General features: G+C 56.5%; 11 protein-coding genes. 8 read left to right on the top strand and 3 right to left on the bottom strand.

Annotation, left to right across the window (positions count from 1 at the left end; genetic code table 11):
- The first annotated feature begins 166 nt into the window (after positions 1 to 166).
- Both mngA and mngB read left to right on the top strand, forming a co-directional pair.
- Positions 167 to 2,092 (top strand): PTS 2-O-a-mannosyl-D-glycerate transporter subunit IIABC, encoded by a 1,926-nt coding sequence (gene mngA / locus JHD74_RS00730; RefSeq protein ID WP_074028427.1) that lies wholly within the window; start codon positions 167 to 169, stop codon positions 2,090 to 2,092.
- Between the two features lie 209 nt (positions 2,093 to 2,301).
- On the top strand, positions 2,302 to 4,938 hold the full coding sequence (gene mngB, locus JHD74_RS00725; RefSeq protein WP_199061278.1) for a mannosylglycerate hydrolase: 2,637 nt from the start codon (positions 2,302 to 2,304) through the stop codon (positions 4,936 to 4,938).
- A 41-nt stretch (positions 4,939 to 4,979) separates the two neighbouring features.
- Here mngB and JHD74_RS00720 read toward each other — a convergent pair whose 3' ends face one another.
- From JHD74_RS00720 to JHD74_RS00710, 3 genes are all read right to left on the bottom strand, one after another.
- The gene (locus JHD74_RS00720) at positions 4,980 to 6,092 is read right to left on the bottom strand and encodes a class II histone deacetylase (protein ID WP_199061275.1); all 1,113 of its coding nucleotides are present in this window, start codon (positions 6,090 to 6,092) and stop codon (positions 4,980 to 4,982) included.
- Positions 6,089 to 7,279, bottom strand: a complete 1,191-nt coding sequence (locus tag JHD74_RS00715) for an MFS transporter (RefSeq protein WP_199061273.1) — start codon at positions 7,277 to 7,279, stop codon at positions 6,089 to 6,091. The genes JHD74_RS00720 and JHD74_RS00715 overlap by 4 nt, the downstream gene beginning before the upstream one ends.
- Positions 7,280 to 7,385: 106 nt before the next feature.
- On the bottom strand, positions 7,386 to 8,045 hold the full coding sequence (locus JHD74_RS00710) for a LuxR family transcriptional regulator (protein ID WP_024485482.1): 660 nt from the start codon (positions 8,043 to 8,045) through the stop codon (positions 7,386 to 7,388).
- A gap of 417 nt (positions 8,046 to 8,462) precedes the next feature.
- Here JHD74_RS00710 and JHD74_RS00705 point away from each other — a divergent pair, with 417 nt between their 5' ends.
- The 6 genes from JHD74_RS00705 to JHD74_RS00680 all read left to right on the top strand — a co-directional run bounded on the left by JHD74_RS00705 (position 8,463) and on the right by JHD74_RS00680 (position 15,094).
- Entirely contained in the window at positions 8,463 to 10,175 is a 1,713-nt protein-coding gene (locus JHD74_RS00705; protein WP_199061302.1) for an arylsulfatase, read from the top strand.
- The gene (locus JHD74_RS00700; RefSeq protein ID WP_199061271.1) at positions 10,172 to 11,350 is read left to right on the top strand and encodes an anaerobic sulfatase maturase; all 1,179 of its coding nucleotides are present in this window, start codon (positions 10,172 to 10,174) and stop codon (positions 11,348 to 11,350) included. The genes JHD74_RS00705 and JHD74_RS00700 overlap by 4 nt, the downstream gene beginning before the upstream one ends.
- 111 nt (positions 11,351 to 11,461) lie before the next feature.
- Positions 11,462 to 12,955, top strand: coding sequence for an APC family permease (locus JHD74_RS00695; RefSeq protein ID WP_199061269.1), 1,494 nt, complete (start codon positions 11,462 to 11,464; stop codon positions 12,953 to 12,955).
- Positions 12,930 to 13,517 (top strand): DUF3156 family protein, encoded by a 588-nt coding sequence (locus JHD74_RS00690; protein WP_199061268.1) that lies wholly within the window; start codon positions 12,930 to 12,932, stop codon positions 13,515 to 13,517. The genes JHD74_RS00695 and JHD74_RS00690 overlap by 26 nt, the downstream gene beginning before the upstream one ends.
- Positions 13,510 to 14,292 carry an SDR family NAD(P)-dependent oxidoreductase gene (locus JHD74_RS00685; protein WP_199061266.1) on the top strand — a complete coding sequence of 261 codons (783 nt, stop codon included), beginning with the start codon at positions 13,510 to 13,512 and terminating at the stop codon, positions 14,290 to 14,292. Before JHD74_RS00690 ends, JHD74_RS00685 begins: the two co-directional genes overlap by 8 nt.
- Before the next feature lie 10 nt (positions 14,293 to 14,302).
- Complete coding sequence (locus tag JHD74_RS00680; protein WP_199061264.1) at positions 14,303 to 15,094, top strand: MoaF C-terminal domain-containing protein; 792 nt, start codon at positions 14,303 to 14,305, stop codon at positions 15,092 to 15,094.

Genomic DNA, 15,094 nt, shown 5'->3' with positions numbered 1-15,094 from the left:
ACCAATAACGCCATACCTCGTTAAGTTGTCCTTAAATTGAATTAATACAAATTTAATACAAAAATAGCGTTGATTTGAAATTGATCACAAATTGGTGTGGATTGTCTTGGTATGATCGCCGCCTGTTTATTGACGGAGCCGCCCTGGCTTCAGCGTGAGGATAAAGATGGACCTGAGCAGCCTGACCCACCCCAGCCTGATAAACCTGCAAGTGGCCTTTGCGGGGCGCGATCAGGCCATTCATCAGCTTGCCGACCAACTAGACGTGCAAGGCAAATTGCATGACAAAGCGGCGTTTCTCCGCGAGGTCTTTGCCCGGGAAGCGCAAGGCCCTACCGCGTTGGGGGAAGGGCTGGCGGTGCCCCATGGTAAAAGCGATGCGGTAAAGGAAGCGGCATTTGCCGTTGCCACGCTGAACACGCCGTTGGAGTGGGAAGGGATCGATGGGCCGGAAAGCGTCAACCTGATCTTCCTGCTGGCGATCCCGCAGGCACAGGCCGGTACCACGCATATGCAATTACTGACCAGCCTGACGACGGCGCTGGTGGATGACGACATCCGCGCGGCAGTTCTAAATGCTCGTACGCCGGAACAGTTGTTGGCTCTGCTGGCTGGAGGGACGCCGGAATCTGCACCCAAACCGCAGGATGATACTCGGCCTACGGTGGTGTGCGTCACCGCGTGCCCGGCCGGTATCGCCCATACCTATATGGCTGCGGAATATCTTGAAAAGGCGGGGCGCAAGCTCGGCATCAACGTGTATGTTGAGAAACAAGGGGCTAACGGGATCGAAGGCCGCCTGACGGCGGAACAGCTAAATAGCGCGACGGCCTGCGTGTTCGCTGCCGAAGTCGCGATTAAAGAAGTGGAGCGCTTCAACGGTATTCCCCGTATCGAAACGCCGGTCGCCGAGCCCATCAAGCACGCAGAACGCATTTTGCAGCAGGCATTGGCTGTGGGCCAATCCGCTAACGGTGCTGCACGGGTGCAGCAGAGCGAAGTGCCGGTGCAGAAAAATAGCGTGAAGACCGAACTCAAACAGGCGTTACTCAGCGGCATCTCTTTTGCGGTGCCGCTGATTGTGGCGGGGGGCACGGTCTTGGCTGTTTCGGTTTTACTGGCACAGATCTTTGGCCTGCAGCATCTGTTTGATCAAGAGAACTCCTGGTTGTGGATGTACCGCAAGCTGGGCGGCGGCATGCTGGGTATCTTGATGGTACCGGTGCTGGCGGCCTACACGGCGTATTCGCTGGCGGATAAACCGGCTCTTGGCCCAGGCTTTGCGGCCGGGTTGGCGGCAAACATGATTGGCTCCGGCTTCCTTGGCGGTATTGTGGGCGGCCTGATCGCCGGATATCTGATGCGCTGGGTGAAGAACCATGTGCGCCTCAGCCCCAACTTCAACGGCTTCCTGACGTTTTATCTTTACCCGGTGATTGGCACGCTGGTAGCGGGCAGCCTGATGCTGTTTGTGATCGGGGAACCGGTGGCCTGGTTGAACAACAGCCTGACCGCCTGGCTTAACAGCCTGTCTGGTACCAACGCGTTGGTGCTGGGAGCGATCCTCGGTTTTATGTGCTCGTTCGACCTCGGCGGCCCGGTGAACAAGGCGGCCTATGCGTTCTGCCTGGGGGCGATGGCCAACGGCGTGTTCGGCCCCTATGCGATCTTTGGCGCGGTCAAAATGGTTTCGGCCTTTACGGTCACCGCATCCACCTTGCTGGCTCCACGGCTGTTCCAACAGTTCGAGATTGAAACCGGTAAATCCACTTGGTTGCTTGGCCTGGCAGGCATTACCGAAGGGGCGATCCCGATGGCGATCGAAGATCCCGTGCGGGTGATCGGCTCCTTCCTGGTGGGATCGCTGGTGACCGGCGCGATCGTCGGTGGGATGGGGATTGGCCTTTCGACGCCGGGCGCGGGGATCTTCTCGCTGTTCCTGCTGCACGATAATGGCCTCGGTGGCCTGCTGTCGGCAGCCATTTGGCTGGGGGCGGCGCTGCTTGGTACGGCGATCTCCACATTGGTGCTGATCCTTTGGCGGCGTCAGGCGATGAAGCAGGGCAAATACACCCTCATTCAGCCGCAGTAAGTTGATTTCCCCTCACCTTAACCCTCTCCTTTAGTGAGGGGGGACTGATCGAGTGGATCTGAAAATTCGGTGATGCACCCTGGATAAGGGGGCGATCGAGTTTGCTGAGATTACCGCTTTACTGCCAAAAGAGCAGGAGTCATCAGCTCCCTCTCCCTGGGGAGAGGGTTGGGGTGAGGGGCTTGGTTACGTCATCTTAGGAATTGATTATGAAAGCTGTATCACGTGTTCACATTACGCCGCATATGCACTGGGATCGTGAGTGGTATTTCACCACCGAGGAGTCACGCATCCTGCTGATAAACAACATGGAAGAGATCCTGACCCGGTTGGAAACCGATGCCGAGTACCGTTTCTATGTGCTGGATGGGCAAACGGCGGTGCTGGAAGACTACTTCGCCATCAAGCCAGAAAATCACGAGCGGGTGAAAGCGTTGGTGCAGGCTGGCAAGCTGATCGTTGGCCCGTGGTATACCCAAACCGATACCATGGTGGTGTCAGGGGAATCGATCGTGCGCAACCTGATGTATGGCATGCGCGACTGCCTGTCCTTTGGCGAACCGATGAAGATCGGCTATCTGCCGGACTCTTTCAGCATGTCTTCGCAGTTACCGCATATTTTCAACGGGTTCGGTATCACGCGCGCCATGTTCTGGCGCGGCTGCTCCGAGCGCCACGGTACCGACAAGACTGAGTTCCTGTGGCAAAGCAACGACGGCAGCGAAGTTGCGGCACAGGTGCTGCCGCTGGGTTACGCCATTGGTAAATACCTGCCCGAAGATGAAGCCGGGCTGCGCAAACGGCTGGACAGTTATTTCACCGTGCTGGAAAACGCCTCGGTTACCAAAGATATCCTGTTGCCGAACGGCCACGATCAGATGCCGCTGCAACAGAATATCTTCCAGGTGATGGCCAAACTGCGCGAGATTTATCCACAGCGTGAGTTTGTCATGAGCCGTTTTGAAGAGGTCTTCGAGCGGATCGAAGCCAGTCGTGAACGTTTGGCGACGCTGAAGGGGGAATTTAACGACGGTAAATACATGCGCGTACACCGCACCATCTCGTCAACCCGCATGGATATCAAGATCGCCCACGCCGAGATCGAGAACAAGATCGTTAATATCCTCGAGCCGTTGGCGGCGATCGCCTGGTCACTGGGCTTTGAATACCATCACGGCCTGCTGGAGAAAATGTGGAAAGAGATCCTGAAAAACCACGCCCACGACAGTATCGGCTGTTGCTGTAGCGACAAGGTACATCAGGAGATCATGACGCGCTTTATTCTGGCGGACGACATGGCGGAAAACCTGGTGCGCTTTTACATGCGCAAGATTGTCGACAATATGCCGGTACAGCACGCAGATGCCGACAAACTGACGTTCTTCAACCTGCTGCCTTACCCGCGTGAAGAGGTGATCAACACCACCATTCGTATTCGTGCCCAGCAGTTCTCGCTGATGGATGAACAGGGCCAGCCGGTGGAGTATTTTATCCGCGCCGCGCGGGAGATCGATCCTGGGCTGGTGGATCGCCAGATTGTGCATTACGGCAACTACGATCCCTTTATGGAGTACGACATTCAGCTCTGTCGCCCATTGCCCGCGATGGGATATTGCACCCTGCATATTCATGCTAATCACGCAGGCCAGCAACGCCAAGCTGCGGCGCAACCGGCAGAACTGTTGGAAAACGAGTATTACCGCATTGCCCTGAATGCCAACGGTACGTTGGATATTACCGATAAACAGAGTGGCTATCTCTATCAGCAGGTGTTGCAACTGGAAGATGGCTCTGACGATGGTGATGAGTATGACTATTCGCCTTCCCGTGAAGAGTGGTTGATCTATTCCACGCAAAGCGCAGTGGCTACCGCCATCAAACATGAGGCTTGGCAGAGTATCGCCACACTGGAACTGCGCATGGCATTGCCCGCCAATCTGCAACAGCGGGCGGAGCGGCGTAGCGACGGTTACCTGGATGTACAGTGCCAGGTGACGTTGGCGCACAACAGCCGCCGCATCGACATTGAGATGTGGCTGGATAACCAGGCCGACGATCACCGCGTGCGGGTATTGATCCCAACGCCGTTCGCCAGTGAAAGCGTGCTGGCGGATAACCAGTTTGGCTGCATTACTCGCCCGGTGGACGATCCGGCCATGGCCGTTTGGCAGCAAGAGGGCTGGAAAGAGGCGCCGATCCCGGTGTGGCAACTGATGAACTTTGCCGCCTTGCATGACGATCTGCATGGCATGGCATTGTTTACCGAGGGGTTGCGTGAGTTCGAGATTGTGGGTGAGCGCCGCGATACCTTTGCCCTGACGCTGTTCCGCTCGGTAGGCGTGCTGGGTAAAGAGGAATTGCTGTTGCGGCCGGGTCGCCCTTCTGGCATCAAACTGCCAACGCCAGACTCCCAGATGCGTGGCAAGTTGCATTGCCGGTTCAGCCTGTTCAGTTTTGCAGGAGATCCGCACCAGGCGGGCGTGATGCAGCAGGCGCGGGCCTACGTCACTCCGGTGCGCTGTTACAACAAAATCCCGTTTGATGCGATGAAGCTCAATCTGGCGGCCTTCCGCACGCCGCTGCACTTTAGCCTGCTTTCGATGCCAGAATCAGGCCCAGTATTGAGCGTGTTGAAGAAGGCTGAGGATGCCGATGCTTTGATTATTCGCGTGTATAACCCTTCGGAGCAGGTGTCGATCGGCGGAGCGTTAACGTTGGCGGCTCCAGCGCAGGAATGGCTGGAAACCGGTATGGACGAGCAACCGTTGCCACAGCAAGGCATAGCAAAAGGGGATTTCACTACCTTGGCGCCTTGCCAGTCGAAAACCTTCCGTTTTATCCGATAAGTACAGGCCAGAGGCGTGGATTGCCACGCCTCTGGATGTAACTATAAATTGAATTGGCGTGCTAGCTGGTCGATAGCAGCGCGCTGGAACTGGTTGAAGGCCTCGCGGGGTTGCTGTTGCTGAATGAATTCCAGCATTGGGTCCTGCACCTCGGTGCGTATACCGCTCAATTCTTCCATTACCGCCAGGCCACAGAACGGCACATAAGCTTCGGCATAGCCCCCTTCGTGCACCATCACCAGCTTGCCACCGCAGAGCCGATCCGCAGCGCTTTGCACCTGGGCGGTCATGGCTCGGAAGCTGTCGCTGTGTAACTGCATCCGCGCCAGTGGATCGATGGCGTTAGCATCGTAACCGCAGGCGATGATGATCATCTCTGGCTTAAACTGTTCTAGCGCTGGAATGACGATTTGCTGCATGGCGTATTGATAGCCGTCGTCTCCGGCCCCGGCCAGCAGCGGAATATTGATGTTGTAACCCGCTCCGGCTCCCTCACCGCGATCTTGTTCACCGGCGTAGCCCGCTGGGAAACAGCCGTCTTGATGCAACGAGATGGTCAGCACGTCGTCGCGCTGCCAGTAAATGTGCTGGGTGCCGTTGCCGTGGTGTACGTCCCAGTCGATCACTGCCACCTTGCCTAGCCCGAAGCGGTCTTTGGCGTGTTCGATGGCAATGGGAATATTAGCCAGGAAGCAGAACCCCATCGATTGATCCGGCAGGCAGTGATGGCCCGGCGGGCGTGAGAGGGAATAGGCGTTGTCCAGTTCGCCCTTCAGCACCGCCTCTACCGCAGCACAGGCCAGCCCAGCGGAAAGTTTGGCGATCTCATAGCTGCCAGGCCCCAAAGGTGCCTCTTCCCCCAACATGCCGCCGCCGTTATCACTCAGCTGTTTGAAACGCTGCAGGTAATGTGCCGGATGGATACGCAGTAAATCTTCCTCATCGGCCAGCTCGGCGCTCAGCAGCTTGAGCTGACGCGACAGGCCGGAAACGTCCATCAGGTTTTTCATCCGCCGCTTGGTTTCCGGCGACTCGGCATGCCCGGCTCCAGATGGCGGTTGCACCCAGCCGCCCACCGGCAGCGTGGTGGCATGTAAGCCGGTGCTATGCCAGAAACAGCGTTCATCGAAGAAAAAGCCGGTTGTTCTTTTCACCTTATGACTCCTGTTAAACGGCGCGGCGCGCGCGGTGAAGCCAGCGAGATCAGCAGCAGTGACAGCAGCGCACAGCTCAATGCGCCGATCAGCAATGCGTTGATCCCGCCGGAAGATTCGATCAGATAACCCGCCAACGTAGGGCCAATGGCCATGCCGCCGCCAATCACCAGATTGATGCTGTTCATCAGCTTGCCGTTGTTATCCAGCACCGAAACGCGCGCCAGAATAAAGGGCAGCACAAAGGTCCAGGTAAACTTGAACATCACGGCGGCGAGGGTGAAACGAATGAGTAGCGGGTTGCGGCTCAGCAGCAGGACGCTGGCAATCAGCAGGCCGTAGCCGACCCACAACAACGGCTTGTGGCTGCGTCTTGCGCCAACCAGTGCCGCCCCGCCAGCCCCAATGATGCCAAACAGGGTGGCGGCTGCCAGCACCTGCCCGCTGTGCACCGGTGAAAGGCCCGCGGCTTCGGCGATAGTGCCGATAAAGGTCCAGACCGCACTCAGGCTGATGTAAAAGGCCAATACCGCCAGCACGGCAAACAGTTTGTAGATGGGGGGGCTTGGAGGCATCTGACTGGCCGCGCTGTGGCTATGGCGAAAGCCGCTGGGGAATGCACTTAGTAACGGCAGGCAACACAGCATGATCGCCGCCAGGATAAGGTAAACCGCCATCAGGCCGAAATGAGCAAACAGCGGGGGCAATGCCAGCAAGCCGAACACGCCTAGCAGCAGTTGGCCCAGCACCCAAAAGGCATAGACTCGGCTGGGGTTGGCGGTACCTGCCGCACAAGAAATGCAGAGGATCATCAGCGTGCCACCGGCCAGTGAAGCGATAAATCGCAAGACCAACAGCAGACTGAAATCAGTGACCATGGCTGAGGCCAGATTGCCGATCAGGAACACCACAGCCGCCAGCGCGGCTATCTTGCGCCAGTTGATCCGGCTGATCCACCACCAGGCAGGCAGCGTGGCAATGCTCATGGCTCCCAGTTCGGTGGAAAACAGATGGCCGATCTGGCCAGGTGTGAGGTGCCACTGGCTGGCTAACTGGGCAGCGACGGCGGGAGCGGTCATCAGGATCCCCGGCGCGATGGCGGCAAACACGATAATCGCCGTTAACAGCCTGGGTGGGCAGGGGAGCAAGGCCCCGGTAGAAGGCACAGAAACTGCATCACTGGACATCGTCGTTATCCTTGCGTTTCGTCAATCGTTACCCTCCACGCTTTTTAAGCATGGGGAAGCCGCGCCAGCATTGGCGGATGGTTGATTGTTGCTGCTTTAGTCAGGATCAGCCGTAGGCAATAAAACCGCTGGAGACCAGTTCGGTGCGGTTGACCACGGCGGTTTTGGCAAAGATGTTGCGCATATGGGTTTTCACCGTCGATAGAGAAATGCCGAGCTTCAAGGCGATACGCTTATTACTGGCCCCTTCACGCACCATATTGACGATCTCCTGCTCTTTGGCGGTGAGCAACTGGGCTTCACTGTCTGGCAGCAGATCGCGGGTGGCCAACTCGATCAACGGCAGCACCGCACGTAAGCGGCTGCGCTCCAGTTCGGTGAACGGCGTATCGCGGATCAGAGAAACCCCGGCAATAATCCGCTTACGCTGGCGGATAAAAATCTCCGTCATGTCTCGCATGCGATTGGGCAGCATAAAGTCGTGATAATAGTGGCGGTTATTGGCGATCGCCGCTGGCGTCATGTTCACCATCTGGATGTCTTGCTGGTGGAAGTTGGCCGGTTTTAACGGGTCCAGCTGTTGAAAATGGTCCAGATATTGCTGATGGGTATCATCGCTAATACCATGAAGAATGTAGTGATCTGGCCGCAGGTCCGGGTCCACCAGATAAAAAACCCCGGCTGAAACTGGGATCAGATGCGCAATGGTATTCAGACAGCTTGAGATAAAAGCGTCGTTACGCATGAAGGATGATGTGGTGGTCATAATGCATTTTCCTCCGTTGATCGCTCAGTACCCTGAAGGACACCTGCAAAGGTATCTGGACAATATGTGAACGATACAAGCATAGATGTAGCAATTATGCAACACAACGAAAACATATTAACAACGTGAGCCGGATTGCAATAAAATACATTAATAACAACATCCCCATGCTGAGTGGTGGAGTATCCAACAGCCGATGAGTAGTGGTTTCATTAATACATTAATGAATGATATTGACGGTTGCTGCTGAATTTAAAGTGATTTCTCGTTTCTCCCTCTTCTGCTCCGCGCCACGCCCTTGCCATTTTCGCTCTCCTCCGGGCTAGTCCTTAAGGACGATAGCCAAACTTTTCGATGACTTACTACACTGCAAAACTTGGCGTTCTACACCAGATAAAAAGATGAGGCCTGACAGTGATGAAGAAAAAGACCTTGGCGGTGGCATTGAGCAGCGCATTATCGGGCATGGTTCATGCGGCAGACGGTGAGCGGCCTAACGTGTTGATCATTATTGCGGATGATATGGGTTACTCCGACATCAGCCCATTTGGCGGTGAGATCCCCACGCCCAACCTGCAAGCTCTGGCGGAACAGGGTGTACGTATGAGCCAATATTATACTTCGCCAATGTCTGCACCAGCGCGCTCGATGCTGATGACCGGCAACACCAACCAGCAGGCTGGCATGGGTGGCATGTGGTGGTACGAAAGCACCGTCGCCCGCCCCGGTTATGAGATGCGGCTGACCGATCGGGTTACCACCATGCCGGAACGGTTTAAAGATGCTGGTTATGCCACCATGATGGCGGGCAAATGGCACCTGGGCTATACCGACGGATCCGGGCCAACCGATCGCGGTTTTGAACGCGCCTTTGCCTTTATGGGCGGTGGTACCAGCCATTTTGACGACGCCGTACCCCTGGGAACGGTTGAAGCCTTCCATACTTTCTATACCCTGAACGGCAAGCGCGTTTCCCTACCACAGGATTTTTACTCCAGCAAAGCTTACGCCACACAGTTGGAGCAATGGATCACCGACACGCCAAAAGACCAGCCGGTATTTGCCTATCTGGCGTTTACCGCGCCACACGATCCGCTACAGGCTCCTGACGACTGGATCGCCAAATTTGACGGCAAATATGATGCGGGTTATCAGCAGGTATACCAGCAACGTATCAACCGCTTGAAGGCGCTGGGGATTATTTCCGACAGCACGCCAATGCCGCATTTGGCACTGGAAAAAGAGTGGCAGGCCATGACGCCGGAACAGCGGAAATATGCGGCCAAAACCATGCAGGTGTATGCGGCGATGATCGCCTATATGGACGATCAGATCGGCGGGGTAATGAAAACACTGCAACAGACCGGGCGTGATAAGAACACCATTATCATCTTTGCCACCGACAACGGTGCCAACCCGGCCAGCGGTTTTTACTACGGCTCCAAACCTGAATTCTGGCAGCAGTTCGACAACAGTTACGCCAACCTGGGCCGCAAGGGATCGTTTATCTCTTACGGGCCGCACTGGGCCAACGTCAGCAACGCGCCTTATGCCAATTACCATAAAACCACCAGTGCGCAGGGCGGGATCAATACCGATTTCATCATTTCTGCCCCGCAGTTGAAGCAGCGAGGTGGCATCGATAAAACGCCGATGGCGGTCTACGATATTGCGCCAACGCTGTATGAGTTTGCCAATATTGATGCCAGCAAACCCCTGAAGGCCAAGCCAGCCATCCCGATGATTGGCGTGAGCTTTAAACGCTATTTCAGCGGTGATATCGCCGCCGCACCGCGTTCTACCTATGGCGTAGAGCTGCATAACCAGGCGGCTTATGTCGATGGCATCTGGAAGCTGCGGCGGTTAGTCGCCGGTGGGCCGCAGGCGAATATGGCGGCGTGGGGGCTGTTCAATCTGCAGGACGATCCGTTAGAAACCCACGATCTGGCAGCTAGCCAGCCCGATCGCGTTAAACGCTTGAGTGGCGAATATCAGCAGTATGCCGATAAGGGCATGGTGGTTGAGGCGGCAGGTAAAGAGATTGATTATCTTGGCGTTGATCCACAAACCCATCGCTACATCGGTTTAGATCCTGTGACCCAGAAGCCAGTATTGCAGGCGGCAGAGTGAATATTGCCTTGCTGCGCGCGCAGCAGATCCCGGTGAATGCTGTGCCGCGCGCCAGCGTGCCTTTTCATATGTTGGTCAAGCCGATCGGTGCAGGCTGTAATCTGGCCTGCAACTACTGTTATTACCCGCAGCGGGACCAAGCGCAGAAGATGGATGAGGCGCTGCTGGAGAGTTTTATCCGCCAGTATATCGCCAGCCAGCCGCGCTACAGCCGGGAGATCAACTTTGTCTGGCAGGGCGGTGAACCGTTGTTGGCGGGGATCGGTTTCTACAAACGGGCACTGGCGTTACAGCAAAAGTATGCGCCGCCGGGCGTATCGATCAGCAACAGTCTGCAAACCAATGCCACTCTATTGAACGCGGCCTGGTGCCGCCTGTTTAAACAGCACCAGTTTATTATCGGCGTCAGTCTGGACGGCGACCGCCAGATCCAGGATACCCATCGACCGGATAAACGTGGCAACAGCAGCTATGACGCGGCGCTGCGTGGTATTGCGTTATTGCAGCGGCATCAGATTGAATTCAATTTGCTGGTGGTGGTACATGATGGTGTAGCTGAGCGGGCACAGGAGATGTACGACCATTTTGTCGCGTTGGGTGTGCGTTACCTACAGTTTCAGCCACTGATGCTGGAAGGCGATGCCCCGGCGGCAGGTTATGGCTTGAGTGCCGCCAACTGGGGACGCTTTATGGTGACGATCTACCGCCGCTGGCGTGGCCAGGGCCATCTCGGCCAGGTTTTTATCATGAATATTGAGCACGTTTACGCGCAGTATTTCACCCACGTCAGCCCCAACTGTGTCCACTCTGCCCGCTGTGGTGGCAATCTGGTGATGGAGCCGGACGGCAGTGTGTATGCCTGCGATCATCTGATCGACGCCAAGCATAGGTTGGGCCGTTTTGATCTTGCCAGTCAGTTTGCCGAGTATGTGGATACTGCCATCGAGATGGAGTTTGGTAAAACCAAGAGCCTGCGGCGCGAATGCCAGAGCTGTAGCGTGAAGATGGTGTGCCAGGGGGGTTGCCCGGCGCATATCGGTAAGGATCGCTACAACCGACTGTGTGCCGGTTACTACGCTTTCTTCTCTGAGGTGCTGGCACCGTTACGTAGTTTTGCCAGAACGTCGCAAGGGGCGATGATGTGGCGCTCCAGCGTGATTTCTGCCACAAGTTAATCAACCTCGTCCTTAAGGACGATAGCCAGCCTTTTGCTTTCCTTCCTATAGTGAGATTACCGCCCTTGGCGGCTACAACACCGGGTCAAAACCACTATAAGAGGAAATACCATGAACCTGTCGTCGCGGCTCAATGCCCAGCTAGAACGGGGCAAGGTCGGGTTCCCCACCACGTTAGCCAGTTCGGTTGGGGTGATCATGGCCAGCCCGGTGATCCTCACCGTTACCAGCGGTTTTGGTATCGGCGGGGACACCTTCGCGCTGGCGATGCTGATCGCCTTTATCATGATGCAAGCCCAGCTCACCACCTTCTCCGAAGCGGCGGCGATCCTGCCCACCACCGGCTCGGTATATGATTATATCTCCTGCGGTATGGGGCGCTTTTTTGCCATTACCGGCACCCTGTCTGCTTATCTGATCGTCCATATCTTTGCCGGGACCGCCGAAACCATTCTTTCCGGCATCATGGCGTTGGTGAACTTTGAGCATCTCAACACCTTGATGGAGAGCAATAACAGCTCATGGATGATCGGCGTGGGGCTGGTGATCATTTTCGGTATTCTGAATGCGTTTGGCATCGAAGCCTTTGGCAAGGCTGAGGTCGTGCTGACGTTCTGCATGTGGAGCACCTTGATGATCTTTTCGATCGCCGGGCTGTTGCTGCCGCATGCCGTACCGCTGGAAGGCTGGTTTGGCACCACGCTGGATGTCGGCGATCCCTTTGCGGTGTTCAGCCTGGTCGGCATGGCGATGTTTATGTTCGTCGGCTGCGAGTTGGTGACGCCGATGGCACCGGAAATTAAGCGTTCTCACCGTGTGATCCCACGGGCCATGTCCCTGGGGCTGTGCGGTGTGGCGCTATGCATGGCGTTATACGGTGCGGCACTGAGCCACCAGGTGGAAAACGTGGTGGTTGATGCGGCCAATAACGTGCACCTGTTGGATACGCCAATGGCCATCCCGGCATTTGCTGGCCAGATCATGGGTAACTTCGGTAAATACTGGCTGGGCGTCGGGCTGCTGCTGGCCGGGGCGGCCACCATTAACACCCTGATGGCGGCGGTACCACGTATTATCTACGGCATGGTGTTGGATGGCGCTATGCCACGCATCTTCGCCTATCTGCACCCGCGCTTTAAAACTCCGGTAGTCGCGATTGCCGCTGCGGTGCTGATCCCCTGCGTTCATGCTTTTGCCATTCAGGGCAATCTGGACCTCATTATGCCGATGGTGCTGGCCGCCGTATGTGCTTGGGGCGTGGCTTACCTGCTGGTGACCTGCTCGGTGGTGATCCTGCGTATCCGCCGTCCGGATCTGCCACGCGCCTATAAATCCCCTTGGTTCCCGTTGCCACAGATTGTCTCCAGCGTCGGTATCGTGCTGGCGATTTTCTACATCACACCACCGGGCATGAACCCACGCGATGTCTACATCCCCTTTGGCATCATGATCGGCCTGACTTCCGCCTATGCGCTGTTCTGGACCCTGTGCGTACAGAAGGTGAATCCGTTTAAACCGGTGCCGGTGGAAGAGGTGCTGGAGAGTGCCTTTAACAAGGCAGAAGCTGCGGAGGTGGAATTTGATCGGCTTACTTCCCTCACTTAATCGTTATTGGCACCGCGATCCTTCGGGCTATCGGCCGGGAACGACGATGGAACGCCTGGCCAATAACCTGCGGCCTTACGCCTGTGAACGGGTGGCTGCGACTCAGTTACGCCTCACCTTGCCACAAGGGCCGGTGATCGAGGTGGCCGAACAGGTGCAATCACTGTTTTTGGCGCATATCGTCACCCACCGTTTTCGTTTGCAAGGGAGTACCCGCTTTACCGAACCGTTGGTGCTCAACATCATCACCGGCGGCTGGTTGCGCCGTAATGGCGTGATTTATCGCACCAAGGCCAAACATGATGGTGCTCGGCAGTTGATCGCCGCGTTGCAGCAATACCCACAAATCGGTGAGACGCTAGCCAAGCTCGATTTTCGCCGCGCCACGCTCACGATAACAGAGGGCCGCTGGCAGTTGGATATTGAGCATTTTGCCGCTTCCGAAGTGGTCAGCCGCCTACCCGCCAGCCGTCGCTATCTGCGCTTGGAGGCCGAGCAGCGGCGCTTGCTGCTGAGTAGTTTCCTGATGATCGGCCAGTTGATGGAGAAATGTAATGAGTAGAGTGGTGGTCATTACCGGCGGCGGAACCGGCATTGGCGCTGCTTGTGCGCGTTTGCTGGTGCAGGAGGGGGATCAGGTGTTTATCGTTGGCCGCCGCCGCGACCCCTTGAACGCCTTGGCTGCGGAGATTGGAGCACATGCCGTAGTTGGGGACGCCGCCAGCGGAGCCAGTTGGCACACCGACATTCTGCCAGCGATTTTACAGCAGGCCGGACGTATCGACTGCCTGATCGCCAGCGCTGGCGGGATGGGGTTGGGCCGTATCACCGAAGTCACCGATGCCCAATGGCAGCAAGCGCTGGACAGCAACCTCAACAGCGCGTTTGCCAGCGCCCGGGCCTGTTTGCCGGAGCTGGTGAAGCACGGTGGCAATCTGCTGTTTGTGGCTTCGATTGCCTCGTTGGCCGCCGGGCCGGAGGTATGTGGCTATGTCACCGCCAAACACGCGTTGATTGGGCTTATGCGTTCCATCGCCCGCGATTATGGCCCACAGGGCGTACGTGCCAACGCCGTTTGCCCCGGCTGGGTGACCACGCCGATGGCCGATGAAGAAATGCAGCCGTTGATGGCGGCACATAACTTAACGCTTGAGCAGGCCTATCAACATGTCTGTCGTGATGTGCCGCTGCGCCGCCCGGCCAGTGCGCAAGAGATTGCCCAAGTGTGTCGTTTTCTCTGCTCAACGCAGGCGTCAATTATTACCGGTGCGACGCTGGTGGCCGATGGCGGCTCCACCATTGTCGATGTGCCTACCTTAGCTTTCACTTCCCTGTAAGGAGATTGTCATGAGTTCAGAAGCGGTATTTATTCAGGTTGGCGCATTGGCGGAAGGTTTCGCTCCTCACAGTCATACGCTGGCACAGCAGGATTTGGCCGGTACTACGCTGGCGTTCCATTTTGCCGAAGGGGAAACGGTGCACTGCAGCTTTAACGACGATCAAACCCTGCAGTGGGGAGATCAACGGGTTGATTACCGAGCCACCGGCATTCGTCCAGGGATCCTGTTTATCGATTTCCTCGATCCGCAGCGGCCCAACGGCAGCGTTACGCTGGTGTGCGATCGTCAGCAGGGTAACTTTACCGCCGTCTATGGTCAGTTACCGGATGAGTCACAGGCGCGGCTGGATGCCTTTAGCCGGGTGGAGCAGGGCTTGCCGCTGACTGCGGTGAATGCTGAATTCCGCTTTGGCCGCCTGGACAACGGCGATGCACCGTTGCCGCAGTTTACCGACGAACTGATTGGGATGCGTAATATGTATACCTACAGCCCGACGGAGCGTTATGAGCATATTTATCTGAACAATAATTTCTACGCCTGGCAGTGTTTGGACGGGGTCGAGAAAGGGCTGGCGGATGTTGATCGCTGCCATTACGTCAAAGTGGCGGAGAAGCTGTATCTGTTCGTCTGGCGCGAAAAAATCATCCCAACGCTGGGCGTGGTGATGATCGATCTGCAAGAGATGCGCACCGATGGCAAGATCCTCGGCTATCAGGGCAGTGATTTCAGCAGCCTGAGCAACTTTGCCGTGGGCGCTCACGCGCAGATCCTTAACACCACGCATTACCCAAAGGCCTGA

Origin of the sequence: Serratia sp. ASV30 (assembly GCF_016428815.1) — a bacterium.
In the GTDB taxonomy this organism is placed as follows: domain Bacteria; phylum Pseudomonadota; class Gammaproteobacteria; order Enterobacterales; family Enterobacteriaceae; genus Chania; species Chania fonticola_C.
Note: the sequence above shows the minus strand (reverse complement) of the source record. Positions and strands in the feature narration are given on the sequence as shown.

Coding starts and splice junctions, on each gene's coding strand:
- mngB (WP_199061278.1), top strand. CDS start 2,302: ATGAAAGCTGTATCACGTGTTCACATTACGCCGCATATGCACTGGGAT.
- JHD74_RS00680 (WP_199061264.1), top strand. CDS start 14,303: ATGAGTTCAGAAGCGGTATTTATTCAGGTTGGCGCATTGGCGGAAGGT.
- JHD74_RS00710 (WP_024485482.1), bottom strand. CDS start 8,045: ATGACCACCACATCATCCTTCATGCGTAACGACGCTTTTATCTCAAGC.
- mngA (WP_074028427.1), top strand. CDS start 167: ATGGACCTGAGCAGCCTGACCCACCCCAGCCTGATAAACCTGCAAGTG.
- JHD74_RS00715 (WP_199061273.1), bottom strand. CDS start 7,279: ATGTCCAGTGATGCAGTTTCTGTGCCTTCTACCGGGGCCTTGCTCCCC.
- JHD74_RS00695 (WP_199061269.1), top strand. CDS start 11,462: ATGAACCTGTCGTCGCGGCTCAATGCCCAGCTAGAACGGGGCAAGGTC.
- JHD74_RS00705 (WP_199061302.1), top strand. CDS start 8,463: ATGAAGAAAAAGACCTTGGCGGTGGCATTGAGCAGCGCATTATCGGGC.
- JHD74_RS00685 (WP_199061266.1), top strand. CDS start 13,510: ATGAGTAGAGTGGTGGTCATTACCGGCGGCGGAACCGGCATTGGCGCT.